Annotated in this window: 33 protein-coding genes; 23 read left to right on the top strand and 10 right to left on the bottom strand. The window is 62.7% G+C overall.

Features of this window, described 5'->3' with window-relative positions; all coding sequences use genetic code 11:
* Positions 1–4: 4 nt before the first annotated feature.
* Positions 5–217 carry a hypothetical protein gene (locus tag WP12_RS12175; protein WP_046193980.1) on the top strand — a complete coding sequence of 71 codons (213 nt, stop codon included), beginning with the start codon at positions 5–7 and terminating at the stop codon, positions 215–217.
* On the opposite strand, the gene WP12_RS25290 is transcribed toward WP12_RS12175, so the two are convergent.
* On the bottom strand, positions 187–333 hold the full coding sequence (locus WP12_RS25290) for a hypothetical protein (protein ID WP_160299219.1): 147 nt from the start codon (positions 331–333) through the stop codon (positions 187–189). The genes WP12_RS12175 and WP12_RS25290 overlap by 31 nt on opposite strands.
* Positions 330–506 carry a hypothetical protein gene (locus tag WP12_RS25285; RefSeq protein ID WP_160299218.1) on the bottom strand — a complete coding sequence of 59 codons (177 nt, stop codon included), beginning with the start codon at positions 504–506 and terminating at the stop codon, positions 330–332. Before WP12_RS25285 ends, WP12_RS25290 begins: the two co-directional genes overlap by 4 nt.
* Before the next feature lie 412 nt (positions 507–918).
* Here WP12_RS25285 and WP12_RS24120 point away from each other — a divergent pair, with 412 nt between their 5' ends.
* The 21 genes from WP12_RS24120 (at position 919) to WP12_RS12070 (ending at position 12356) form a co-directional block, all read left to right on the top strand.
* The gene (locus WP12_RS24120) at positions 919–1512 is read left to right on the top strand and encodes a helix-turn-helix domain-containing protein (protein ID WP_084691127.1); all 594 of its coding nucleotides are present in this window, start codon (positions 919–921) and stop codon (positions 1510–1512) included.
* A complete protein-coding gene (locus WP12_RS25280) occupies positions 1509–1670 on the top strand; it encodes a hypothetical protein (RefSeq protein WP_160299217.1) in 162 nt (53 codons plus the stop codon). The genes WP12_RS24120 and WP12_RS25280 overlap by 4 nt, the downstream gene beginning before the upstream one ends.
* A 165-nt stretch (positions 1671–1835) precedes the next feature.
* Entirely contained in the window at positions 1836–2219 is a 384-nt protein-coding gene (locus WP12_RS12160) for a hypothetical protein (protein ID WP_152663970.1), read from the top strand.
* 56 nt (positions 2220–2275) lie between these two features.
* Positions 2276–2986 carry a hypothetical protein gene (locus WP12_RS25540; protein WP_052730356.1) on the top strand — a complete coding sequence of 237 codons (711 nt, stop codon included), beginning with the start codon at positions 2276–2278 and terminating at the stop codon, positions 2984–2986.
* Positions 2983–3360: a hypothetical protein gene (locus WP12_RS12150; RefSeq protein ID WP_046193976.1), complete on the top strand. Its 378-nt coding sequence runs from the start codon at positions 2983–2985 to the stop codon at positions 3358–3360. The genes WP12_RS25540 and WP12_RS12150 overlap by 4 nt, the downstream gene beginning before the upstream one ends.
* Before the next feature lie 50 nt (positions 3361–3410).
* Positions 3411–3704, top strand: a complete 294-nt coding sequence (locus WP12_RS12145) for a hypothetical protein (protein WP_152663969.1) — start codon at positions 3411–3413, stop codon at positions 3702–3704.
* A gap of 32 nt (positions 3705–3736) precedes the next feature.
* Entirely contained in the window at positions 3737–4138 is a 402-nt protein-coding gene (locus WP12_RS12140; RefSeq protein WP_046193974.1) for a hypothetical protein, read from the top strand.
* A gap of 90 nt (positions 4139–4228) precedes the next feature.
* A complete protein-coding gene (locus WP12_RS12135) occupies positions 4229–4543 on the top strand; it encodes a hypothetical protein (RefSeq protein ID WP_046193973.1) in 315 nt (104 codons plus the stop codon).
* Positions 4544–4545: 2 nt separating this feature from the next.
* Positions 4546–4797: a hypothetical protein gene (locus WP12_RS12130; RefSeq protein WP_046193972.1), complete on the top strand. Its 252-nt coding sequence runs from the start codon at positions 4546–4548 to the stop codon at positions 4795–4797.
* Between the two features lie 252 nt (positions 4798–5049).
* Entirely contained in the window at positions 5050–5355 is a 306-nt protein-coding gene (locus WP12_RS12125) for a hypothetical protein (RefSeq protein ID WP_046193971.1), read from the top strand.
* Between the two features lie 144 nt (positions 5356–5499).
* On the top strand, positions 5500–5937 hold the full coding sequence (locus WP12_RS25275) for a hypothetical protein (protein WP_052730355.1): 438 nt from the start codon (positions 5500–5502) through the stop codon (positions 5935–5937).
* Position 5938: 1 nt separating this feature from the next.
* Positions 5939–6745 (top strand): SPFH domain-containing protein, encoded by an 807-nt coding sequence (locus WP12_RS12110; RefSeq protein ID WP_200894515.1) that lies wholly within the window; start codon positions 5939–5941, stop codon positions 6743–6745.
* Between the two features lie 112 nt (positions 6746–6857).
* Positions 6858–7160 carry a hypothetical protein gene (locus tag WP12_RS12105; RefSeq protein WP_046193968.1) on the top strand — a complete coding sequence of 101 codons (303 nt, stop codon included), beginning with the start codon at positions 6858–6860 and terminating at the stop codon, positions 7158–7160.
* 29 nt (positions 7161–7189) lie between these two features.
* The gene (locus tag WP12_RS12100) at positions 7190–8140 is read left to right on the top strand and encodes a hypothetical protein (RefSeq protein ID WP_235399113.1); all 951 of its coding nucleotides are present in this window, start codon (positions 7190–7192) and stop codon (positions 8138–8140) included.
* The gene (locus WP12_RS25270; protein WP_160299215.1) at positions 8133–8288 is read left to right on the top strand and encodes a hypothetical protein; all 156 of its coding nucleotides are present in this window, start codon (positions 8133–8135) and stop codon (positions 8286–8288) included. Before WP12_RS12100 ends, WP12_RS25270 begins: the two co-directional genes overlap by 8 nt.
* Positions 8281–8901, top strand: a complete 621-nt coding sequence (locus WP12_RS12095) for a hypothetical protein (protein WP_046193966.1) — start codon at positions 8281–8283, stop codon at positions 8899–8901. The genes WP12_RS25270 and WP12_RS12095 overlap by 8 nt, the downstream gene beginning before the upstream one ends.
* Entirely contained in the window at positions 8891–9244 is a 354-nt protein-coding gene (locus WP12_RS12090; protein WP_046193965.1) for a hypothetical protein, read from the top strand. Before WP12_RS12095 ends, WP12_RS12090 begins: the two co-directional genes overlap by 11 nt.
* Positions 9245–9344: 100 nt before the next feature.
* A complete protein-coding gene (locus WP12_RS12085; protein ID WP_152663967.1) occupies positions 9345–9599 on the top strand; it encodes a hypothetical protein in 255 nt (84 codons plus the stop codon).
* Between the two features lie 255 nt (positions 9600–9854).
* Positions 9855–10094 (top strand): hypothetical protein, encoded by a 240-nt coding sequence (locus tag WP12_RS12080; protein WP_152663966.1) that lies wholly within the window; start codon positions 9855–9857, stop codon positions 10092–10094.
* A 169-nt stretch (positions 10095–10263) separates the two neighbouring features.
* Complete coding sequence (locus WP12_RS12075; protein WP_046193962.1) at positions 10264–11340, top strand: tyrosine-type recombinase/integrase; 1077 nt, start codon at positions 10264–10266, stop codon at positions 11338–11340.
* A gap of 251 nt (positions 11341–11591) precedes the next feature.
* Positions 11592–12356 carry a DUF1134 domain-containing protein gene (locus WP12_RS12070; RefSeq protein ID WP_046193961.1) on the top strand — a complete coding sequence of 255 codons (765 nt, stop codon included), beginning with the start codon at positions 11592–11594 and terminating at the stop codon, positions 12354–12356.
* A gap of 4 nt (positions 12357–12360) precedes the next feature.
* Here the strand turns inward: WP12_RS12070 and pgeF are convergent, their stop codons facing one another.
* The 6 genes from pgeF to WP12_RS12040 are packed head-to-tail and all read right to left on the bottom strand — an operon-like array spanning position 12361 to position 17263.
* Entirely contained in the window at positions 12361–13128 is a 768-nt protein-coding gene (gene pgeF / locus WP12_RS12065; RefSeq protein WP_046193960.1) for a peptidoglycan editing factor PgeF, read from the bottom strand.
* Positions 13125–13415: an acylphosphatase gene (locus tag WP12_RS12060; RefSeq protein WP_046193959.1), complete on the bottom strand. Its 291-nt coding sequence runs from the start codon at positions 13413–13415 to the stop codon at positions 13125–13127. The genes pgeF and WP12_RS12060 overlap by 4 nt, the downstream gene beginning before the upstream one ends.
* A gap of 5 nt (positions 13416–13420) precedes the next feature.
* Positions 13421–14491, bottom strand: coding sequence for a chorismate synthase (gene aroC, locus WP12_RS12055; RefSeq protein ID WP_046193958.1), 1071 nt, complete (start codon positions 14489–14491; stop codon positions 13421–13423).
* A 30-nt stretch (positions 14492–14521) separates the two neighbouring features.
* Positions 14522–15325, bottom strand: a complete 804-nt coding sequence (gene fabI / locus WP12_RS12050) for an enoyl-ACP reductase FabI (RefSeq protein WP_046193957.1) — start codon at positions 15323–15325, stop codon at positions 14522–14524.
* 10 nt (positions 15326–15335) lie between these two features.
* Positions 15336–16259: a YihY/virulence factor BrkB family protein gene (locus tag WP12_RS12045; protein WP_046194019.1), complete on the bottom strand. Its 924-nt coding sequence runs from the start codon at positions 16257–16259 to the stop codon at positions 15336–15338.
* A 38-nt stretch (positions 16260–16297) separates the two neighbouring features.
* The gene (locus WP12_RS12040) at positions 16298–17263 is read right to left on the bottom strand and encodes a DnaJ C-terminal domain-containing protein (RefSeq protein ID WP_046193956.1); all 966 of its coding nucleotides are present in this window, start codon (positions 17261–17263) and stop codon (positions 16298–16300) included.
* Between the two features lie 170 nt (positions 17264–17433).
* Here WP12_RS12040 and WP12_RS12035 point away from each other — a divergent pair, with 170 nt between their 5' ends.
* On the top strand, positions 17434–18546 hold the full coding sequence (locus tag WP12_RS12035) for a zinc-binding metallopeptidase family protein (RefSeq protein ID WP_046193955.1): 1113 nt from the start codon (positions 17434–17436) through the stop codon (positions 18544–18546).
* Here the strand turns inward: WP12_RS12035 and WP12_RS12030 are convergent.
* Together WP12_RS12030 and WP12_RS12025 are read right to left on the bottom strand one after the other, a co-directional pair.
* Complete coding sequence (locus WP12_RS12030) at positions 18543–19421, bottom strand: transglutaminase family protein (RefSeq protein ID WP_046193954.1); 879 nt, start codon at positions 19419–19421, stop codon at positions 18543–18545. The genes WP12_RS12035 and WP12_RS12030 overlap by 4 nt on opposite strands.
* Before the next feature lie 10 nt (positions 19422–19431).
* The gene (locus tag WP12_RS12025) at positions 19432–21963 is read right to left on the bottom strand and encodes a circularly permuted type 2 ATP-grasp protein (RefSeq protein WP_046194018.1); all 2532 of its coding nucleotides are present in this window, start codon (positions 21961–21963) and stop codon (positions 19432–19434) included.
* Between the last annotated feature and the right edge of the window lie 7 nt (positions 21964–21970).

Below are 21970 nucleotides of genomic sequence, written 5' to 3'. Positions count from 1 at the left end.
CTCCATGAGATTGATCCGAAACCGGAGCGGCTTTTCCGCCATCATCGTGTCGCCGGGCTGCTGGCTGGAGGCGAAGGGCGTCATGCTCGGCGTCGGTAAGGACGCGATCGTGCAAGACGTTGGCGATCGTGCGCTGCTGGAACATGGCTCGGATGCGGGCGAGTTCGCCGAGGATCGTGATGTCGCTCATGCCGCCACCTTGCGGATCGTCCGCTGATGCTCGCGAAGAACGCCAGCCAGATTGTAGACCGGAATGTCGCGGGTCGTCGGTACGCCAGCGGCGTCAACCGTGATGAAGCGGCAGGGCTTGCCGTTGATTGCGGTCGCGCTCATTCCCAGCGCCCCGCTTCGTGATGCTCGATCACGCGAAGCTCGTCGCGCTCCCGATCGCTCCAACCGTCCTGATCGTCGGGGGCGAGTTCGGGGGCGTCGTACAGCCATATGCCGATAGGTGCGGCTGCGATCAGGACGCCGATGATGATCGCGGTTTGAAGGCCGTCGCTCATGCGGCCCACCGTGCACAAGTCGACGTTTCGGATACGGGCGAATACCTAGTCGCGGGATTAACTGCGATTAGACTCGACAGGCATCCAAATCGGACCATTCTCCAAAGTGTGCGAATGAGCACATTGGGAGGGGTCCTGTTATGGTTGCTACGATTGTCACCCAAGCGCCCGCCGTTGAAATCGACGATGGGCTTCTTCACCTTACTTGGCCCAACGGGGAGCACGCGTATTGGAAGCCTAAGGCTCTTCAGGGGCTTTTTACTCAAGCACAGCCAAAGCTCGACGCGCTTGAACTGGCTAGCCATCGCCCGCCGACTTTGCGCCGAATCAAATAGGGCCGTCACGCGGCCACACTCTGCCGTACGGCGGCCACATCAGAGTTCAGCCCTGCGGCATCAACCAGGCCTTTTGAATGAGCCTCGATAGCCAGCGCGACAGCGACGGAGCATTTGTTGCTACGCTCGATCTCCGACATCTGCCCCTTGCTTTTAAGGCCGATCGCCGCAGCGAAGTCCTCAAGGGTGAGCTTGGCGTGTCCGGTTCGGTATGTGGTGATATCCATAGCTCTTGTTCGCACAATCCGAACTCAGAGGCAAGAGCGAAAATACGCACATTGAGCGCCGACATTTTTGCTGGGCGATCGCACAATAGGCGCATGACCAGACGTGGAACAAAAAAGCCGGGCGTCGCCTGGTACCTTAATGAATGGATGGCGGCGCTCGGCATCACTCGACAGGTCGATTTGATGGAGCGAACGGGTTGGACCAAGGCGACGACCAGCCAGCTTGTCAACGGCTCGCAAACCTTTTCACCGTCAGTTCTGAAGGCGGCTGCTGAGGGTTTGGGGCTGGAGCCTTTCGAGTTACTCATCCCGCCCGCGCGCGCGATGGCATTCCGCCGCTTTTATGCTGAGGCCAAACAGGTCGTCGACACGGGCACGGAAGCTGCGACATACCAGAATATAGTGGAGATCGCCGGGCATCGCAGAATTGCGGGGGAAAAATGACGTTCTGGGCAATCTGCGCCGCCGTGTATGGAATTGTGGTGTCGGTCATGTTTTACATGATGCTCAGAGCCCCAACACTGGAGCCCGATGATCCTGCGGGCCTGTCTGATGGCGAGCGCGCGGAGATCGCCGCCAGAGAGGCGGAAAAGCAAGCCTAGCCCACCGCAAGCATCGCACTTGACGAATCGCAGCCCGGCCTAATCCGCCGGGCTTTTTCGTGCGCACTCAAAAAAGTTTGGATTATTCGAACTAAGCTATTGCATCCGCGTTCGCGATGTGCGAACACTGTCTTCATCGAGCCACCCCGGCTCATGGAGATCAAGGTGCACAAGCTCACCACGATAATTGCCCTCCTCGCAACGGCCTGCACCGCGCAGCCTGCCGCAGCGGAAAGCCTGATCGAGAAGATCGGGCCCAACCGTTTCGCAGCGCACACCGCAGCCGCTCTGCTGGACACTGGCACGACCTATAGTTGTTCCCGCCGCCGCACTTGCGAAGAGGGCAATCCGGCCCTTCGCGGCCTGTTCGGAAAGCGCCTGTCGCTCACGGACGCCGTTGGAGCCTTCCTGCTGATGGAAGGCGTCTACATCGGCGGGAGCGTCCTGATCGGTGAGGCCGCTGGCTACGATAGCACGGCCCGCGACATCTTCCAGATTTCGCTGATCGGCACGCATGGCATCGCCGCCGGACTCAACCTTCGATTTTAAGCAACCCAGCTCCCCTCGTCCTGGCACGAAGGAAGCGAAATGGATGGAGTGTTGCAGTGGGAATTGTTCAGACAGCAGCGGAAGCCTTTGACCGGTACGAAGAGTATCTGACGGAAGGCCGCATCGTGCAGGGCCAATGGCACGGTCGCGGTGACGATGGCCGTGATCTGGCCTGTGCGCTTGGCGTTCTCGGCGATGATGTCGACGGCCCAAGCAAATGCCCCGCCGCGATCATGCCCCGCTGGCTCGCTCAGATGGTGCCATGGTTTTTCGATCGTCAGAAGCCCGCCGAAGCCCTTGCATGGGGTCGCGATTTCTACGCCGAACTGAAGCGTCTCGACGGCAATGTTCCCTTCAGTGTCGTCTATGACTGGCAAGCCAATGTCGTGACGCAGATGGGCATCGACGCAGCTATCAAGCGTGATCGTGATCCGGCCCCACATCAGGCTTTGCAGGCGCTCCACCGGCGCGCTCTGGCGGGCGATGTCGCGCCGAAGGGCGAGTGGCAACCAGTCCTTAAGAACGCCGACGCCTACGCCGACGCCTACGCCTACGCCAACGCCAACGCCTACGCCAACGCCGACGCCTACGCCTACGCCTACGCCAACGCCAACGCCAACGCCTACGCCTACGCCGACGCCGACGCCGACGCCTACGCCTACGCCGACGCCGACGCCTACGCCAACGCCAACGCCTACGCCAACGCCATAAACAAGCTGGCTACCGGGCTAGTCGAGTGCCTGCGTCGCGTTGAGGTGATGGCATGAAACCCCTCCTCCTAGCCCTCCTCGCAACGGCCTGCACCGCGCAGCCTGCCGCAGCGGAAAGCCTGATCGAGAAGATCGGACCCAACCGTTTCGCAGCGCACGCCGCAGCCGCTCTGCTGGACACTGGCACGACCTATAGTTGTTCCCGCCGCCGCACTTGCGAAGAGGGCAATCCGGCCCTTCGCGGCCTGTTCGGAAAGCGCCTGTCGCTCACGGACGCCGTTGGAGCCTTCCTGCTGATGGAAGGCGTCTACATCGGCGGGAGCGTCCTGATCGGTGAGGCCGCTGGCTACGACAGCACGGCGCGCGACATCTTCCAGATTTCGCTGATCGGCACGCATGGCATCGCCGCCGGACTCAACCTTCGATTTTAAGCAACCCAACCCCCTGCCCCGGCAGGAAGCGCAGGATGGAGAATTAAAACGTGGCCAAATTCAGAACGCACATGTTCTTCGCTGATGGCAACCTGAGTATCCCGGTAATCGTCTCGTACGAATATCGCCCGGCATATTTGAGCCCCGGTCGCGAGAGCCCAGACGAACCCGCATCGTGCGCAATCACTGGGGTCACGATCGACACGGCTGAACCGCTTATCGGCTTCGTGAAGGCGGATTGGCTGATCGATTTGCTGATGGCCGACGATGATTTCCACGCGGCCCTGATGGCCGATTGGGAGTCGGGTCGCGACGACGAAATCGAGCGTCGTTCCAGAGATTAACCAACCCCCTGCCCCGGCAGGAAGCGAACGTGATGGAGAAGATGATGCGGAAATTACTGAGCGCGGATTTGTTCAAGTCGATCGCTGACATTGCAGTCACAGCAAAAGGGCGGCGCGACGCTGAGCACGCCTCATTCCTCGCTTTCTACCGACAGCTCGTTGAGGTGATCCCGACCGATGCAGTCACATCATTCGGATCGGTTTCAGTGAATGTGAAAACTGCTAGGAAATCCGAGCAGTGGGCAATCGAACTCACCGTCACCGACTATATGTGGTGGAAGCAGAAAATCGAGCAGCTCGGAGTCCGCTTCGAGAAATCGCCCGCCTCCGTGCAGGCCGACATGCTCGTCCGGCTCTCTAAAGCCGCTGAGGCTTCGCGCCTCAACTCAGACGAGCGCAAGGCGCTGCTCGGGCTCTTGGATGCCGCAGCTTAACCAATTCGCCCGTCCCCACGGAGCGAAGGCCCCGGTCGGCTAGCCCCGAAGACCCCGACCGACTGGAGCCACCATTGAAGGATACCCAACATGGGCGTTCACGATCACGATAGCATCATCCCCGCGCAGGAATTGCCGTACATGGAAGCGTTTGACGCGCTGTCCGACCGGGAAGCCCTGCGCCTCATCAAGCGCCAGCTTCAGCGGTTCTCGGGCTGCTCGATAGGCTACGACAAGGCCGACTACGGTGTGGACCTGATCGCCGTCGATCTTGCCGAGCAAGAGGACTGGCGCGGTGAAGACCTAGCCGCCCGCTATCTCGCCGACACCCGCATCCCGCCAGCTTACGAGCGGCATGTGATGGTTTCGGGTGCCGCCTTCTACGGCAAGCAGTTTGGAGGCTGATCATGGCATTTACCTACGAACGAAAGATCGACGCACTTGGCGGCAACGACACAATCCAGTCGGAAGATTGGAACGAGGGCTATGCCGCCGCCCTTTCGATGGCCACCGAGATCGGTGCCGATGCCGACTACATGATCGAAGAACTGATCGAGACGATCGACGCGATCCTATATCCTAGGCGTGAAGAGACACTGGTTCGCTGGGCCGCCGGTGCCGACCTTTTGCTGACCCGCATTCGGGCGAGGCAGGCATGAGCCAGAAACCAACCGCAGCAGCGTGGAGGGCTATCCGATGAGCGCTGAGAACCCAAGCGCGTTTCCATCCGAGCAGCATGAAACGCAGGATGGCACGTGGAACCAGACTTATGATCCGGGCATGAGCCTGCGCGATTGGTTCGCTGGGCAGGCTTTGGCGGGGTTGATGGCCAACGCCATGCACTCGGATGATAGCGCCCCGGCGTATGCATATTTCCTCGCTCGCCCGCGCCACCCCCAAGGGAAAAGCTCATGGTTGAGATAAGCGAAGATGTTGTGGAGCGGATGGTGTCGCTTGTGCGGGGCATCGCTGCTGAGCGCGCGAAGTGGGCTGATCCCGGCGATTGGCACGCGATTAACACTGCGCAAGGCGACGAAGCCCGCGCCATTGTCGCGCTGCTGCCCGAGCCTGTCGATCCGGACATCGCGGAGGTTAACAGGCTGGTCGATGAGAGCCCGATGGTGGGCGGCGTGATCGTCCAATCTTGGATGCTCAAGGCCCTAAAACGAGGCCGTGAACTCGCCCTCACCTCTCACCAAGGGGAGGCGGGAAGGTGAGCGCACTATACCGTCCATCGAACGGCTCGGAAGGCCGTGATTTCATGAACCGCTGGTGCGGCGTTTGCGAGCGCGATCGTGCTTTCCGTGAGGGTGAAGGCGACAGTTGCGAGATCGCGGCAATGACGATGGCCGTTTCGGTCGATGATCCTGCTTACCCACGCGAATGGCGTCAGGATGGCCCGAATGGACCGCGCTGCACCGCATATGAAGGCGATGCACACCTGGACCCGTCCGCTGTCGTGGCGAGGCTCCTATGACCCCCTGCTGTGTCGGGGTGGGGAACAAGGGTGCGACGATGCCCTGCGGGCCCGCGCTTTCGTGCTTCGCATCGAGCCAGCTTCGCCGTCTCGCCCATTCGGCTTCAATCGCTATCGCAAGGAACATCGCATGACGACCAAGGAACGCCGCGCATTCCACGAGGGGGTCGCGATTGTTGCGACTGGCGCGCTCGGGGTCTTCGTAATCCCGACCCTCATCAATGCACATCAAAGCGTCGCCCTGTTGGCCGGTGCGTGTCTCGGGCTGGCTTGGCTCGCGTGGGGCGCATCCTTCCTGTTCCGCATTTCCAAGGAGAAGTAATTTGTTGAAAGTCGTCGGAGGCGGCGTTGCCGTCATCATGCTGCTGAGCATATCAAGCTGTAGTTTCGAGCGCGTGACCTCGGGTCATGTCGGCGTGAAGGTCCAGAATGTCGGGAGCGGTTCGGGCGTCGATCCGCAGCCGCTTTCCGTGGGTTGGTATTTCACCCCGCCGGGTACGTCGATCTACGAATACAAAGTCTACGCTCAGCCGTACACCTATCAGAAGGTGCCGTTTCAGGACAAGAACGGTCTGTCGATCGACGCCGATATTGCGATCTCATATCAGGCAAACCCGGCACTCGCGCCCAAGCTATTCCAGCAATACCGCGTCGAAATGGACAGCATCATTCTCGGTGCCGTGTATAACGAGGTGAAAGACGCGATCAGCAAGGAATCCGGCGTCCTGACGGTCGATCAGATCTATGGTGCCGAAAAGGGTGCGTTGCTCGACCGGGCCGCGACCCGCGTTCGGAACAAGCTGGGCAAGTACGGCATCCAGATCGAGTCAATGACGTGGGCTAGCCGCATCCGGCTTCCGATCACGATCCAGAACCAGATCAACGCCCGCGTCGCCAATGAGCAGGAAGCCCTTGCCGCCGAAGCGAACGTAAAGACGGCGACCGCCCGCGCAAAGGCCGGCGTTGAAGCCGCGAAGGGTAAGGCTGAAGCTCTGAAGATCGAGCAGGAGGCTATCCAGAATAGCCCTCAGATCGTCGAGTTGCGCGCCGTCGAAAAGTGGAACGGCGTCCTGCCAACAACGATGGTGCCCGGATCGTCGGTGCCGTTCATCGGCAAGGTCGCGAAGTAATGTCGAACGGAGCCGCACAAGCGATTGAAGCCCGGCAGGGCGGAGACAGCCTGTCTGGCTCCGTTCACGAAAGCGCGGTCCGCGATAGCGGATGTGCCCAGGAGCCGGGCCAATGACCCCCAAGCTAACGCCGACCGAGGCGGATCGGGAGATGGCTGCAAAGATCCTTGGCTACCGCGATTGGGACGATGCGACCGATTATCGTTTGACCGGCGCGCAGGATCGCGCGGTTCAAGACGCGCTCCAGCTACTCGCCCAACACGCCGCCACGGCAAGGGCGGAAGAGCGGGAACGGGCGGCACTTATAGCTGAGCGCGACTGTCGAAGCGATCTCGCGGTCAACCACGGCCATGAGCCTGACTGGTTTCTCTATGGAAGGGAAATCGCCGCAGCAATCCGAAAGGACCCCGCATGACCGTAGACCCAACCCCCGCCGTCTCTGGGATGGAGGCGGTTAACGAAGCCATCGCCGTTCTTACGAATTGGCAAAAAGACATGCCTGCCTATACAGGTGACCAGCCCAAGGCGCAGCATTACCAGCGTAACCATCGCGCTTTGCGGACAGCAATCGCCACCCTACGCGCGGCGGTCCGCGGGGAAGAATCTGGCTGGCTAATCGAAGCGGTGGGCGGCGACGGAACGCCGCTCTGGCTCAAGTCACGCGGGCAATGGACCGAGGATAGTATCGAGGCCCTGCGGTTCGCCCGCGAACGTGACGCTATCACCGTTGCGGAGGATTATTTTGGCCGGGCGCTGGCGACGACGCCCAACTTCGTAACGGAGCATCAATGGCCCACCCTCCGAAGCGCATCGCCAAGCACGGCGGTTGGCGGGGTGGAGGATTGTACGCCGGAATGGGGTTACGCGAAAACGGTTGGCAACCTGATCGCCCAGCTTCGCACACTAGACCCGGACGCGCCGATTTACGGCGGCTATCACGTCATCCGACCGGGCCAGCCTACATTGCATAAGGTGAAGGGGCTCATGCTTAGCCGTGAGCGGGTCGTTGACGGCCATAAGATCGACAGCAGCCGGGACGACGTACCCTATTCGCATGTCCTGTGGTCGCATGAGATGGGCCCCACCACCGAGCGCCCGGAGCCTGTCGAGCTAGAGGAGCGGGCGCGGGAGTGGATAGAGCGGTACGCATCTGACGCGCAGCCAGCCAGCAATGCCGCGTCGGATGCGGAGGTGGATCAACGCGAGATGCTCGCGGAAATGATATATAAGTTCGCACCGTCAACTTATTGGTTCGGACGGAAATCCTACCCTGTGCCGTGGGATAGCGACACGATCCTGCCCGCATTCCGAGCGATGGCTTATGAGCGCGCAGATCGTATCCTAGCCGCACTCGCGAAAACGCGCCCTGAGATTGGGGGTGCAGACCGTGGGTAAGCTGCTCTGCCTGATCGGGCTGCACAAGTGGCGGGCCTTCCAAACGATCAATCTGCCGCCAGTGGGGCGCTACAAAACGCCGCGCTATGTGAAAACGCATTGCTGCCGATCCGGCTGCGGCAAATCGGACTGGTTTTTCTATGACTGACCCCCAGGCGCTCCCGCCGTTGAAGGTGTCGCAGAAGGCGCGAGATGCTGCTGCTGATCTGGTCGCAGAGCAATTCGGCCTCGCAACTGTTCCCGTACAGATCAGGGCCGGCGAAGACGACGCGCATCCGGCTGTGGAAGCCTTCGCGAGATTCGAGCACGAGTTGCAGAGCCCGGCCAACATCAAGTCGGTTAATCCCGAAGCGCTCGCATCGGCTGTAAGCGAGTTGCGCGCATGGGGGGATTCCGGCCGCCTGCTTGACGAGATCGAGAACTGGGCTGGCTTCGGCGAAAACGTCTCGTTGGTGCTCAAAGCCCTCGCCTCCACCGCAACGAAGCTGGCCGAGGTTGAGCAGGATCGGGATCACTGGCTTGGCGAATGCCAGCGTAATCTGAGGGCCGGGCAGGATGCTGCCTACAAGCTGGAAGGCCTAAAACCTATCCTCTCACAAGCTGCGGAGGCGCTGCAAGAGATGGTCGCCGGCGACGGCGTATGGGCCCGTGCGATTGCTGAACATATCAACGATCCGGAGGAGTGCGATCGGTTATTGGCCGCAGGTAAGCGCGCCCGTTCCGCCATTAATGCAATCAAAGGACCCCCCGATGCAGACTGATGTGACCAGGGAGGCGCTGATTGAGCTATTCGACGAATATCACGTCATGCCGTGCCGACACTATGACCGCGAAATTTTCATTAAGTCCATCCTCGCCCTGCTTGCCGATCGCGATGGGTGGAGGCCGATTGAGAGCGCGCCTGTCGATGACATCTTTATCGCAGCCATTCGTGTCCGCCATACCAATGGCGACACATGGTGGGAGCGTCACCTGATCTGGCTCGACGACGAAACCGGGGATTTGCATCCCGACTGTGAGCAGGGCTGGTCGATCAGCGATTACGAACTGTGGTGCCCTGCTTTGTTTCCAGAGCTTCCACCCCTTGAGAGCGGGGCGCGGTGATGGCTGGGAGCGAGATAGCCGCCGCCATTTTCTTCGCGCCCATCATCGCGGCATGGTGGGCTGCTTGGGCGTGGCTGATCCGCAAGATGTGGAGGACGCGATGAACACCGACCCGCACAAGCTGGCTGCGTCGCTGACGCCTGGGCAGAAATCGCTGCTGGCTTCACTCCGCCCAACAGATGAGCCCGGTTACTGGACATACGCCGCTGAGCGATTTGCGGGCCATTCCGCGCGGGCCTTGGTGAACAAAGGGTTGGTCAGTGGGGTGCGTGAATGCGGTCATGTTGGCCGCCTGTTTTTGCCAGCGAAAGGCCTAGCAGTCCGCGCCGTGCTGATCGAGGAGGTGGGGAAATGATCTGCCGTGTCTGCCGAGGCGCTGGCAATGTCGGCGTGTACCCCAATCTCTGGCGATGCTGGCCCTGCGGCGGGTCCGGCGTCTCTGTTCAACATGGCCCGGCATTGTACGGCCAAGGGAGGTCTCGCTCCTTCACCGAGACGGGGAGCCAGAGCCGTGGTTGAGATGGTGGAGATGGTGGAGGAGGCTGTCGGTCGACTAGACCGGGCCGAGATATACCGGATGGCGCGAAAGCGAAAGATCCGAGACGCGACGATGCAGGACTTTGACTATCATCGGGAGCGCGTGATTGCTGAGATGCTCGCCCAAGCCATTATCCCGATCGTCACCGCCGCATGTGCTGAGGTGGCTAGGGATCATAAGGCCGACGAGTTTCAGAGGTCAGTATATGGCGGCCTGTCGCAATACGGGCACGGCTATGAAGCCGCCGCCGAAGAGATCGCCACCGCCATCGAGCATCTGGCAAACCCCTTCCTCGCTGATCAGGGAGGGTAAGGGGCGTGGAACCGGAGCGCTGCGGCTCGAGCCAGGGATCGCTCATCACGGGCTTGCCGATCCGCACCTTGCAGGAGAAGGCGGCGGCAGGCCTTATACCCGGCGCGCGAAAATCGTTCGGACGCTGGACCTATGACATCGCAGCCCTTCGCGGGCTAGGGAGCAAGCCATGCCTAAAGGCCTCTATCAGAGAAACGGCATTTATTGGGCGCGTTTCAAGATCAAAGGGATCGAATATCGCGAAAGCCTACGAACTCGTTCTCTCGCAACGGCTGAGAGGCGGCTGAAGGCTGCGAAGGACGGCGTACAGGACCGGGTGTTCTACGGAGCCAGCGAAGCCATCACCTGGCCGGCTGCCGTCGTTTCGTGGAGTGCGAAGGGCTACAACGCCATCGGCATCAAGGCCAGCACGTTCGACCGCTACCTTACCAGCATTGGCCAGCTACGAGCGCATCTCGACGATAAGGATGTGCAGAAGATCGACGTGCGGCTGCTGAAGAGCATTGTTGCTGACCGCCAGCGTCACGGCGCTACCAATGCCACGATCCGCCGCGACATGACCGCCATCTCGAGCGTGCTTGCCCATGCCGTTGATATGGAGTGGATTGAAGAGAACCCGGCGAAGATGATCGACCGCTCGAGGTTCAAGGAGCGCAAGACGCGCATCATCCTGCCTCGAGACGAAAGCCTCGAGCAGGTGTTCGCTCTTCCCGGTCGATTCATGGACATGGCCGAACTGGCGCTCGAGACTGGCATGCGCGAGGAAGAAATCGCCAGCCTCGAGCATGACCGGATCGACCGTAGCCGAATGGTGGCGACGCTCGAGGCGACAAAGACAGATAGGGTCCGCCAGGTCACGCTGACGAAGAGGGCGCTCGAGATCATCGATCGCCAGCCCCGCCATTTCAAGAAGCGTTGGGTGTTCTGGCGCGGCGACGGTCAGCGCTACGTCGAGGTGCATAGCGAATTTTTCGCAAAGCTATCTCGAGTGGCACAGAAAGCGACACAGGAAGGGCGCGACTTTCAGCGCTTCCGCTTCCACGATTTGCGGCACCTTTTCGCCGTTCGCTATCTTCGCGACCGTCGCGGAAGCATCTATGATCTACAGCAGGAGCTAGGCCACTCGAGCATCAAGACGACCGAGCGCTATCTTGACCATCTCACGCCAGACGAGCGTCAGGCGGCAATCCGAGGGGTGGCACAGGATTGGGCACACGACCAGAGGTTTGGCGATGAAAAAGCTTGAGCAAATGGCGGTTTTATGGGATGTTCCAGCTATGCACAAAAAGAACAAAATCGTCTTAGCAAACCGCTGGTTTCAGCCACTCACCCACGTCTCCGGGAAGGCAGAGGCCGGGCTATAGCGAGCGAGTGCGGTCCGATCAACCGCCTTCCCTAATCAAAATTCCTCCAGCATTATTCATGTTCGCGTTCATTGCAGCGACAGGGAAAAGAGGCTTTATACAGCAGCGGCAAGGCCTTTTGCGGAGAGTGGCGATGAAGTTCGGTTATGTCCTGTGCCTCACGGCGTTGATGGCGCTCGGTAACGCAGGCATCGTTCAGGCGCAGGCGCGCACGATCGATCCCAATCAGGCGAACGATCTGGCCCCCGTACCCGCTAGCGAAGCCAATTATGGCACCAAGGTCTCCGCGCCGCCCGCAGAAGCCCCGCAAAGCACTCAGGCCGCGGCGGACGCGGTCGCGTCTGAAGGCGGCGGCGCCCTGCCCCCGCCTCCCCCGTCTTCGACCCGGATGCAAGCGGCCGACGCCTCGGCAAACAGCACCTATGCGCAGGATGATGTGCTGAGCGCGGCGGAAGGCGTGTTCGGCAAGGGCGCCGAGGGCCTGGCCAAGCTCATCGAGAAGGTCCTCAAGGACCAGGGCCAGCCCAATGCCTATATCGCGGGCCGGGAAGCCGGCGGGGCGATCGTCGTCGGCGTGCGCTACGGTTCGGGTACGCTGTTCCACAAGGTCGAGGGTCAGCAGCCGATCTACTGGACCGGCCCGTCGCTCGGCTTCGATCTCGGCGCCAATGGCTCGAAGAGCTTCGTGCTCGTCTATAATCTCTACGACAGCGCCGACATCTTCCGTCGCTTTCCGGCGGTCGAAGGGACTGCCTATATCGTCGGCGGTTTTACCGCGACCTATCTGCGGCGTGGCGATGTCGTGCTGATCCCGATCCGGCTCGGCGTCGGGTGGCGGCTCGGCGTCAATGTTGGCTATATGAACTTCACCCGCAAATCGAAGTCGGTGCCGTTCTGACGGGCTATTCCGCTAAGCCGATCAGCGAGATCTGCCGGCCATAGCCCGGTTCGCCGCGATGCGTCGCGCGACGGAAGCTGAAGAAGCGGTCGGGCTGGGCGTAGCTATCCTCACCCAGCGCGATCACCCGGCCGATCCCCGCCGCCGCAAGCCTGTGCGCGACATAGGCCTCGATATCGAACTGTGCATGGCCCGGCCGCCGGCCATCGGCGAAGAAGCGCTCATTGGCGGGATCAGCGGCCTCGAAACGCTGCACGAACCCCTCATCGACTTCATAGCTCGACCGGGCGATGCAGGGGCCAATCGCGGCGACGATGTTCGCGCGGTCGGCGCCGAGCTTCTCCATCGCGGCCAACGCCGTATCGGTCACGCCGGTGATAGCGCCCTTCCAACCGGCGTGCGCCGCACCGACGACCCCCGCCTCCGCATCGGCGAACAGCACCGGCACGCAATCCGCGGTGAGTATTCCGAGCAACAGACCGGGCCGATCCGTAACCAGAGCATCGGCATGCGGACGCGCGTCATCGGCAAAGGGGACGGTGACCGTGACCGCGTCTGCCGAATGGACCTGATGCAGCGTGACGAGCTTGTGGCCCGGTGCCACTGCCCCCACTGCGCGGCGGCGATTTTCGAGGATCGCGTCACGGTCGTCATCGGAACCGAGCCCGACATTCAGGCCGGCATGTATCCCCACGGACACCCCGCCTTCACGACCAAGGAATCCGTGCGGCAATCCTACCAATGCACCGACAGTGATCGGACGAACGCTCATGCCGTGGGCTTCTGGCTGAAGCCTGCGTCAACGATGCCGGGCGTATCCTCGACAATCACCTCATCGACCCGCGAGGGCGGAGATCCGCGGTGGCACCGCGCAATCAAATCCTCCACCTTTTCCGCCGGTCCTGCGACGACCGCTTCGACCGAACCATCGTGGCGATTGCGGACCCAGCCATCGAGGCCGAGTTCAATCGCCTGCTCGACCGTCCAGGCGCGGAAGAACACGCCCTGTACCCTGCCCTTGATGTGAATACGGCGGGCAATGCGCGAGTCTTCACCCACTATGCCTATCCCACCTGGGCTCGATGCAGCAGCTTCTGGTCGGCGAGAACCAGCGCCATCATCGCCTCGACCACCGGCGCGGCGCGGATGCCGACGCATGGATCATGACGGCCCTTGGTGCGGATATCGGCCGCCTCGCCATCGCGCCCGATCGTCTCGACCGGCGTGAGGATCGACGAGGTCGGCTTGAGCGCGAGCCGCACCAGCACCGGCTGCCCGGTCGAGATACCGCCCGCGATCCCGCCGGCATGATTGTCGAGGAAGACCGGCTTGCCATCATTGCCCGGCCGCATCGCATCGGCATTGGCCTCTCCGGTCAACCGGGCAGCAGCGAAGCCGTCGCCGATCTCAACCCCCTTCACCGCGTTGATGCTCATCATCGCAGCCGCCAGTTCGCTGTCGAGCTTGGCGTAAAGCGGTGCGCCCCAGCCCGGGGGCACGCCGTCCGCGACGCATTCGACCACGGCTCCCACCGACGATCCTGCCTTGCGGGCGTCGTCGACGATCTTTTCCCAGCGCGCCGCCGCGGCGCGATCGGGGCAGAAGAACGGATTCTCATCAATCGCGGCATCTTCGAAACACGCGCGGTCGATCGCGTCGCCGCCCAGCTCGACCAGATAGGCGCGAATCCGAACCCCAGGGATCGCGAGCCGCGCCACCGCGCCCGCCGCGACACGCGACGCGGTCTCGCGCGCCGAGGAGCGCCCGCCACCGCGATAGTCGCGAAAGCCATATTTGGCGTCATAGGCATAGTCGGCGTGGCCCGGCCGATAGGCGAGCGCGACCTCCGAATAATCCTTCGAGCGCTGGTCGACATTCTCGATCATCAGGCTGATCGGGGTACCGGTTGTCTTGCCCTCGAACACGCCCGAGAGGATACGGACCTGATCGGGTTCCTGCCGCTGGGTGGTGAAGCGCGAGGTGCCTGGCCGCCGCTTATCGAGCCAGGGCTGAATATCCGCCTCACTAAGCGTCAGCCCCGGAGGACAACCATCGACCACCGCCCCGATCGCGGGCCCGTGGCTCTCCCCCCAGGTGGAGAAGCGGAATACGCGGCCGAAGGAGTTATAGCTCATAGCTCCCTCTCCCCGAGGGAGAGGGAGAAATCAAGCCAGCGCGATGTCGGGTGCGTCCTCCGCCTTCATGCCGATGACGTTGTAGCCAGCGTCAACATGGTGGATCTCACCGGTCACGCCGCTGGCCAGATCGGAAAGCATGTAGACGCCCGCGCCGCCGACATCCTCGATCGTGACGTTGCGGCGGAGCGGTGAGTTCAGTTCGTTCCATTTTAGGATATAGCGGAAGTCGCCGATGCCGCTGGCCGCCAGCGTCTTGATCGGGCCGGCCGAAATCGCGTTGACGCGGATATTTTCCGGGCCGAGGTCCATCGCCAGATATTTGACGCTGGTCTCCAGCGCAGCTTTCGCGACCCCCATGACATTATAATGCGGCACGACCTTCTCGGCGCCATAATAGCTGAGCGTCAGGACCGAACCACCATTGGCCATCAGCGGCCGGGCGCGCTTCGTAACCGCGACCAGGCTGTAGGCCGAGATGTTCATGGTCAGCAGAAAATTGTCGAGACTGGTGTCGACATAGAGGCCGCGCAGCTCGTTCTTGTCCGAAAAGCCGATCGCGTGGACCAGGAAGTCGATCGTCGGCCAGCGCTCGGCGAGCGTCGCGAAGGCGACATCCATCGCCGCATCGTCCGACACGTCGCATTCGATCAGGAAATCGGAACCGACCTGTTCGGCCAACGGACGGACGCGCCGCTCCAGCGCCTCGCCCTGATAGCTGAAGGCCATTTCCGCGCCCTGTTCATGGAGCGCCTTGGCGATCCCCCACGCCAGCGAGCGATCATTGGCGAGCCCCATGATCAGCCCGCGCTTCCCCGTCATCAAACCCGCCACGTTATCTCCCTCAAAGGTTGGGCGTCTCGTCCTTTACAGAAGTTTCTGGGGTCTCCGCTAGAGCCGCGTTGAGATGTGCGCCGAAAACCAGTCCGAGGCCGACCAGCCAGAAGAACAATAGCGTCACGATTACTCCCGCAAGGCTGCCATAAGTCCGTCCATAGCCGCCGAACGCGGCGACGACGACCGGCAGCAGCATCGTCACCGCCATCCACCAAACCGCGGTGAACAGCGCGCCGGGCCACTTCGGGCAGGGCCCCGTCCGATATTTGAGCGGGGTCAGCGTCGCGAACATCGCATAGAGCGCAGCGATAAGCATGAGCAGCGGCGCAATGCGCGACAGGTTGATGAGCGGCTGGAACTCGAGGCCGATCGGCAGAAGCCGCCAGATGAACTGCTCGATGCCCGTTAGTACGACCTGCGCGCTGAACGCCGACATGGCGAGTATCACCGAGGCGATGATGATCAGGATCGATCCGGCGCGATAATGCCAGAAGCCCTTGGACGGAGTAGTGCCATAGGCGCGATGGAGTATGTCGCGGATCGTCTCGACGAAGCTACCCACCGTCCACAGGCCGACGATCGCGCCGAGCCAGAGCAGGGTTCCGCTTCCATTGGCGGCGAGAACATCGTTGATCGGCTGTGAAATCAGTTCGCGTACCGATCGCGGCACGGTCCGCAGGAAGCCGTAGACGGCGTGCTGGACATCGGGCGTCCGGCCGAACAGCTGGGCCAGCGCCGCCATCACGATGAAGAAGGGGAACATCGTCAGCAGCGCGAGATAAGCAATATTGCCGGCATGGATGAAGCCGTCAGCATAAACGCCCAGCGCCGCCCGCTTGAACACCGTGTAGATTCGCCCGCCCGATCGCATCTCGTCGAGATGCTTGTCGAAGGGCCGTCTGCGGCGCGCCTCTGGAGATTCATCCGTCACCAAAGCGCGCCGCTCCTGTCTCTTTGAAAAATATCGACCTAAACGCCCAGATTGGCGCGCGGGTTGCGCTGCCCCTTTGCCGACCATTTTTCGACGAACGCCTCGAGCTCGCTATCGTCCGCGGGAATGTCGATCATCACCGTCACGAGTTGATCTCCGCGCGAGCCGTCCTTGCGGTGGAAGCCCTTGCCCTTGAGCCGCAGGGTCTTGCCCGATCCGCTACCCTTGGGAATGCCGAGCATCACCGCACCGTCGACTGTCGGCACCTTCACCTTGGCGCCGGCAACCGCTTCGTCGAGCGCGATCGGCAGATCGAGCCGGACGTCGTCGCCATCACGCGTATAGAAGCGGTGCGGGCGCACCTCGACCGTGATGATCGCATCGCCATTACCGCCAGGGCCCGGCTCGCCCTGCCCGCCCAGCCGCATCTGGGTGCCGGTCTCGACACCGTTGGGCAGCTTGACGTCGATCGTCTTGCCACTGGATAGCGTGATGCGCTGCGGCTTGAGCGCCGCCGCGTCCTCAAAGGGCACGGCAAGCCGGTAATTGGCATCCGCGCCCTTGGTCGGCATGCCGCCGCCTTGCGTACCGAAACCGCCGAAGCCGCCCGGCCGGCGCGCGCCGCCGCCGGGTCCGCCCCGCGAGCGACCGAAAATGCCTTCGAAGATGTCACCGAAGTCGGCCGCGTCGGCCCCGAACTCAGAGCCTCCCCCGCCGGGACCGGCACCTGGGCGAAAACCACCCCCGCCACCGCGTCCACCAAAGCCGAAGGGACCACGCGGATTGCCCTGCTCGTCGATCTCACCGCGATCATATTGGGCGCGCTTGTCGCGATCGGACAGCAGATCGTAGGCCGAGGTCACATCGGCAAAGCGCTCGGTCGCTTTCGGATTGTCCGTGTTGCGGTCGGGGTGCAGCTCCTTCGCGAGCTTGCGATAGGCCTTCTTGATCTCGGCCTCGTCCGCGCCCTTTTTCACCCCAAGCTTCGAATAAAGGTCCGCCATAGTCGTCGTCGTCATCCTGCCGTCGCACCCTGTTGCATTTATGCAACAGATCAGATGTGTACCGCCTCGCCATTGCGCAAGCCCAAGTTTACTGCGCCTGATGGCAACCAGCCGGTTCCGTCCGCGTTCTTGCGGCCTAAACCTTCCAACTACAAGCGAGTTACCCGTTCATGGCGCCTTATCCGTGCCCCAATTGCAAGCGCCTCAATCATTTCGAGGTGCGCGTCTGTCCGGCCTGCGCTTTCACGTTGGGCTATGATCCCTCATCGGATGGCTTCCTGTTCCTCGGCGATGGGGCGACCACCTGGCGTGACGGCGGGGGCCAGCCGCATGATGCGGTCGTATGCGCCAACAACAACGAATATGGCGTCTGCAACTGGCTGGTTTCCGCCAGCGACAACACACCTTATTGCCGCGCCTGCCGCCACAACCGGACCATCCCCGACCTGACCGTGCCGACGGTGCCCGAACGCTGGGGCAAGATCGAGGAAGCCAAGCGGCGGCTTTTCCACACGCTGATCAAGCTCGGCCTGCCACTGGAGACCAAGGCAGAAGAAGTCGATAAAATCCAAGGTCTTGCATTCGATTTCTTATACGATCCCGCAGCCGAAGAACAAGGACAGGCGCAGATCACCACCGGTCATGACGGCGGGGTTATCACACTTAATCTGATCGAAGCCGACGATGTCGCCCGCGAACGGGCGCGGCGGGCGATGGGCGAGCCCTATCGGACCTTGCTTGGGCATTTCCGGCACGAGGTCGGCCATCATTACTGGTCTCGGTTGGTGGAGACCGATGCGGAGGAACTGGCGGCGTTTCGCGCAATCTTCGGGGACGAGACGACCGACTATGCCCAGGCGCTCGCGGAGCATTATGGGCCGAACAGCAATAAGGTCTGGACCGACGATTATGTCAGCTATTACGCGACCTCGCATCCATGGGAAGATTTCGCCGAAACCTTTGCCCATTATCTTCACATGATCGATACGCTCGCGACGATCGGCGGGATGGATATGCGGATGGCGCCCTTCCCCGGCCCAGAAGGCAATCCGGGCGCGAAGATCGACTTCGATCCCTATCACGCCTCGACCGAGCAGCTTACCGCGGAGATGGTGCCCTACAGCTTCGCGCTCAATGCGGTGAACCGCAGCATGGGCCAGCCCGATCTCTACCCTTTCCGCTTGTCCCCCGCGATCATGGACAAGATCGACTATGTCAACCGGCTGGTCGCGCGAGCCGCCGGACGCGCCGCAGCGCCAGGGCCGGATATGCGGGCCGCTTAGCCGATCGGCTCGACGTCAACCGAAACGTCGATCTTTTGTCCATCCTGTCCGGTGAAGACCCCGTCGATCGGGGCGACGTCGGCATAATCGCGGCCCATCGCGGTGATGATGTGATCGCCGCCGACCATGCAGGAGTTGGTCGGGTCGAAGCCGAGCCAGCCGCGCTGCGCCCCGCACCAGATCACCACCCAGGCATGGGTTGCATCGGCGCCAACCAGCCGTTCCTTGCCCGGCGGCGGGATGGTGCGCAGATAGCCGGAGACGTAGGCCGCCGGAATACCGACACCACGCAGGCCGGCGATCATGATCTGGGCAAAGTCCTGACAGACGCCGTGGCGCTTCTCGAACGCCTCCTGCGGCGTGGTGTCGACGGTGGTCGCGCTTCCGTCATAGGTGAAACTGTCATGGATGCGGGTGGCCAGCGCCAGCCCGGCCTCGGCCACGCCGCGATCCGCGTCGAGATGCTCCGCGCACCAGGCGGTTATCTCAGCACTGAGCGGAATCGATGGCGATGGATAGAGATAATTGGCCGGGCTCTCGACCCCGAGATCGCGTGTCATCCGGGCCGCCACAGCAATCTCGGCAATCGTGGCATCGTCGGCCCGGGGCACCGGCATCGGCCGATCGACCCGGATACGGAAGCGGCTCTCGATGGCGAGTTCGCGGGTGGGCCGCTCCATGACCATGCGGCTGACATGGCCAAGATAGCCTATCGGCCGGGTGCCCGTTATCCGCGCCGCGGGTGAAAGCTCGAGATCATAGCGTTCGAGCGTCTGCCCCGCCCATTCGATGGGACGCAACCGCAGATTGCACCGCGCGAACGTCACCGGATGGGCGTAGCGGAAGCGTGTCCTGTGTCTAACCTGGTAAAGCATCAGAAGACCATTATGCGAGAGTCATCCCCGCCATGCGGAAGCCCTCGCTGCCCTGCAGGAAAAAGCGCGCGCTGATCGCGTTGGACAGTTCGGACAGCATATTCTCGATCCCCAGCATCATCGTCCCGTCGAGCGTCTCGGCACTGGCGGTCCGGATCGCCGCCTCGATCCGGTAGAAGATCGTGACGTGCGGCTCGGACATTCCGTCATCGCGCAACGCTGGCAACGCCTTGAGATGCTCGGAGATCCGCTCGACCTGATAGGCTAGCGAGCGTGGGTTATAGGGATCGAGCGTGACGAGGTCGCGCACCGGTTCGAGCGCGAGCCCGGCGAGATAGCGCGCCCGGTAGCTGATCTGGCTGTCGCACAGGTCCAGCAGCGTGGTGAGATCGTCGGCCGACGCTTCCTTGCCGCCAAAGATACGGACGAGCCGGCACGCCCACAGCGCGCGCTCGACTCTCCGGCCCATATCCTGGAAGCGCCAGCCGGCCGTGCGGCCCATATTCTCGGCGGAAAGACCTGAGAGCGCCGAGAAACGCTCCTGCAAGTCGATTGCCCGCGCCAGGGTTGCTTCGGCGTCCTCCGAGGTCACGCGCGGCAGCGGCGCATCGACAAGCCGCCACACGTCGGCGGAGAGACGATCGCGCGTACCGCTGGCGATCGACCGCGCATGACGCATCAAGCTGGCCACGCTGGCCGCCCCCCGCCCGTCGAGCGCGAGCAGCGCCAGTTCGCGCAGGTCGTGGGTTTCGCCCGTACCCTCGTCCAGCTCCTCCTCATCCTCCTCGTCCTGAAGGTCCGAAGCTGCTGCGCCCGAGGCGACCAGCATCGTGCCGAGCCGGTCGAGCGTCAGCGGAAAGAGCGCCGCGCCGCCGTCGGCGACAATCGATCCGCCCAAGGTCGCGCGCACCAGCCGCAGGGTTGCCTCGCCCCGCTCGAGATAGCGGCCGAACCAGTAGAGATTATCGGCGGCGCGGCTCGGCAAGGTGCCGGGATTGCGGCGGATCGGCACCTTTTGCGGCAGCAGCGACACCGGCTCGACCGGGCGCGTCCCGACTACGCAGACATCTGCGGAGAAAGCTCCTTCGCCCATCACCGTCGCACGCGCGTCGGAATCGTCGCCGATCCGTGCGAAACCGCCCGGCATGACCGCCCATTGTCCCTGACCATCGCGCGCGGCGAACACACGCACGGTGAAGGGGCGCGGCACGAGCTGGCCATCCTGCACGGCAGGAGCTGTCGACAGGTGGACGTCCTCCTGCGCGACATAATCCTCCGGGCGGCGGCGCATGTCCGCCAGCAGCGCGGCGCGATCGGCGCCGCTGAGCGTCGAGGCCAGCACCGGCCGCCCGCGCGGCAGTCCGACCGGCGCTTCCGAGAAGGCAGGACCGATCAGCAGTTCGTCTAGCCGGGCCTCGACCTCGGCGCGCGGACGCTCCTGCCCGCACCACCATGTCGCAATGTTAGGAAGCTTGAGATTCTCGCCCAGCAGACGTCGGGCAAGTGCCGGAAGAAAGGCAGCCATCGCGGTCGATTCGACCACGCCCGCGCCAGGCGCATTGGCGATCACCGCCTGCCCCGCCGCCATAGCATCCATCAGCCCCGGCACGCCGATCGCCGAATTGCTGTCGAACGCGAGCGGATCAAGCAGCCGCGAATCGATTCGCCGCCACAGGGCGTCGACCCGCTTCAGCCCCTCGATCGTGCGTACGAACAACCCGTCTTCGCGCACCGCCAGGTCGCTGCCCTCGACGAGCAGCAGCCCCAGATAGCGGGCGAGATGCGCCTGTTCGGCATAGCTCTGATTATAGCGGCCCGGAGTTAGCAGGCCGATGCGTGGCTCAGACCGCCGGCACGCCGCGGCCAGCCCCTCGCGAAATGCCGAAAAGAACGGCGCTAGCCGCTCGACGTGGAGGCGCGTCTGGAGCGCACCCATCAGCCGGGTCGAAGCAAGCCGGTTCTCCAGCGCATAGCCGGCGCCAACCGGCGCGCGGACATGGTCGTCGAGCACGCGCCATTCCCCGCCTGGATCGCGACACAGGTCGACCGCATAAATGTGCAGGCGATGGCCGCCGGGGGGCTTGCCGCCGATCTGTGACCGCCAATAGGCGCGGCTGCCGGTGATCAGGGCGGCGGGAAGCGCACCCGAAGCGACCAAGGTCTGGTCGCCGAAGATGTCGTCGAGCAACATTTCGAGCAGTTCGGCGCGCTGCGCGACGCCGGCGGCGATGATTGCGAAGTCGTCCTCGCCGATCAGCAGCGGCATCGCCGAAACCGGCCAGGCGCGCTCACGCTCTTCGCCCGGCAGACGGAACGCGGTGCCCAGTTCCTGAACCTGACGGGCCATGCGCTGCTGGAGCAAGTCGAGCCGCCCGTCGCTCAGCTGTCCGACGCCCTCGAACAGGCCATGCCACCATTTCGCGCCGCGTCCGACATCGCCACGCAACGCGTCGGCGAGGCCCGCCTTTCCGATATAGCTGTGCAGCCAGCCTTGGCCGAGGCTGGGCATCCCCGGCAACTCGGCCATCATGTCCCCCTGCATGGCCGCG

The organism is Sphingomonas sp. SRS2 (assembly GCF_000971055.1).
Classification (GTDB): Bacteria; Pseudomonadota; Alphaproteobacteria; order Sphingomonadales; family Sphingomonadaceae; genus Rhizorhabdus.
This window is presented reverse-complemented; position numbering and strand designations above follow the sequence as displayed.

Excerpts from the sequence above, each read along its gene's own strand:
- WP12_RS12095 (WP_046193966.1), top strand. The coding sequence starts at position 8,281 with ATGACTGACCCCCAGGCGCTCCCGCCGTTGAAGGTGTCGCAGAAGGCG.
- WP12_RS12140 (WP_046193974.1), top strand. The coding sequence starts at position 3,737 with ATGGAGAAGATGATGCGGAAATTACTGAGCGCGGATTTGTTCAAGTCG.
- WP12_RS12070 (WP_046193961.1), top strand. The coding sequence starts at position 11,592 with ATGAAGTTCGGTTATGTCCTGTGCCTCACGGCGTTGATGGCGCTCGGT.
- WP12_RS12080 (WP_152663966.1), top strand. The coding sequence starts at position 9,855 with ATGCAGGACTTTGACTATCATCGGGAGCGCGTGATTGCTGAGATGCTC.
- WP12_RS12125 (WP_046193971.1), top strand. The coding sequence starts at position 5,050 with ATGGTTGAGATAAGCGAAGATGTTGTGGAGCGGATGGTGTCGCTTGTG.
- WP12_RS12030 (WP_046193954.1), bottom strand. The coding sequence starts at position 19,421 with ATGCTTTACCAGGTTAGACACAGGACACGCTTCCGCTACGCCCATCCG.
- WP12_RS12085 (WP_152663967.1), top strand. The coding sequence starts at position 9,345 with ATGAACACCGACCCGCACAAGCTGGCTGCGTCGCTGACGCCTGGGCAG.
- WP12_RS12150 (WP_046193976.1), top strand. The coding sequence starts at position 2,983 with ATGAAACCCCTCCTCCTAGCCCTCCTCGCAACGGCCTGCACCGCGCAG.
- WP12_RS12105 (WP_046193968.1), top strand. The coding sequence starts at position 6,858 with ATGACCCCCAAGCTAACGCCGACCGAGGCGGATCGGGAGATGGCTGCA.
- WP12_RS12130 (WP_046193972.1), top strand. The coding sequence starts at position 4,546 with ATGGCATTTACCTACGAACGAAAGATCGACGCACTTGGCGGCAACGAC.
- aroC (WP_046193958.1), bottom strand. The coding sequence starts at position 14,491 with ATGAGCTATAACTCCTTCGGCCGCGTATTCCGCTTCTCCACCTGGGGG.
- WP12_RS12135 (WP_046193973.1), top strand. The coding sequence starts at position 4,229 with ATGGGCGTTCACGATCACGATAGCATCATCCCCGCGCAGGAATTGCCG.
- WP12_RS25280 (WP_160299217.1), top strand. The coding sequence starts at position 1,509 with ATGACGTTCTGGGCAATCTGCGCCGCCGTGTATGGAATTGTGGTGTCG.
- WP12_RS24120 (WP_084691127.1), top strand. The coding sequence starts at position 919 with ATGAGCCTCGATAGCCAGCGCGACAGCGACGGAGCATTTGTTGCTACG.
- pgeF (WP_046193960.1), bottom strand. The coding sequence starts at position 13,128 with ATGAGCGTTCGTCCGATCACTGTCGGTGCATTGGTAGGATTGCCGCAC.
- WP12_RS12090 (WP_046193965.1), top strand. The coding sequence starts at position 8,891 with ATGCAGACTGATGTGACCAGGGAGGCGCTGATTGAGCTATTCGACGAA.
- WP12_RS25290 (WP_160299219.1), bottom strand. The coding sequence starts at position 333 with ATGAGCGCGACCGCAATCAACGGCAAGCCCTGCCGCTTCATCACGGTT.
- WP12_RS12025 (WP_046194018.1), bottom strand. The coding sequence starts at position 21,963 with ATGCAGGGGGACATGATGGCCGAGTTGCCGGGGATGCCCAGCCTCGGC.
- WP12_RS12040 (WP_046193956.1), bottom strand. The coding sequence starts at position 17,263 with ATGGCGGACCTTTATTCGAAGCTTGGGGTGAAAAAGGGCGCGGACGAG.
- WP12_RS12100 (WP_235399113.1), top strand. The coding sequence starts at position 7,190 with ATGGAGGCGGTTAACGAAGCCATCGCCGTTCTTACGAATTGGCAAAAA.
- WP12_RS12175 (WP_046193980.1), top strand. The coding sequence starts at position 5 with ATGAGATTGATCCGAAACCGGAGCGGCTTTTCCGCCATCATCGTGTCG.
- WP12_RS12035 (WP_046193955.1), top strand. The coding sequence starts at position 17,434 with ATGGCGCCTTATCCGTGCCCCAATTGCAAGCGCCTCAATCATTTCGAG.
- WP12_RS12075 (WP_046193962.1), top strand. The coding sequence starts at position 10,264 with ATGCCTAAAGGCCTCTATCAGAGAAACGGCATTTATTGGGCGCGTTTC.
- WP12_RS25275 (WP_052730355.1), top strand. The coding sequence starts at position 5,500 with ATGATCCTGCTTACCCACGCGAATGGCGTCAGGATGGCCCGAATGGAC.
- WP12_RS25285 (WP_160299218.1), bottom strand. The coding sequence starts at position 506 with ATGAGCGACGGCCTTCAAACCGCGATCATCATCGGCGTCCTGATCGCA.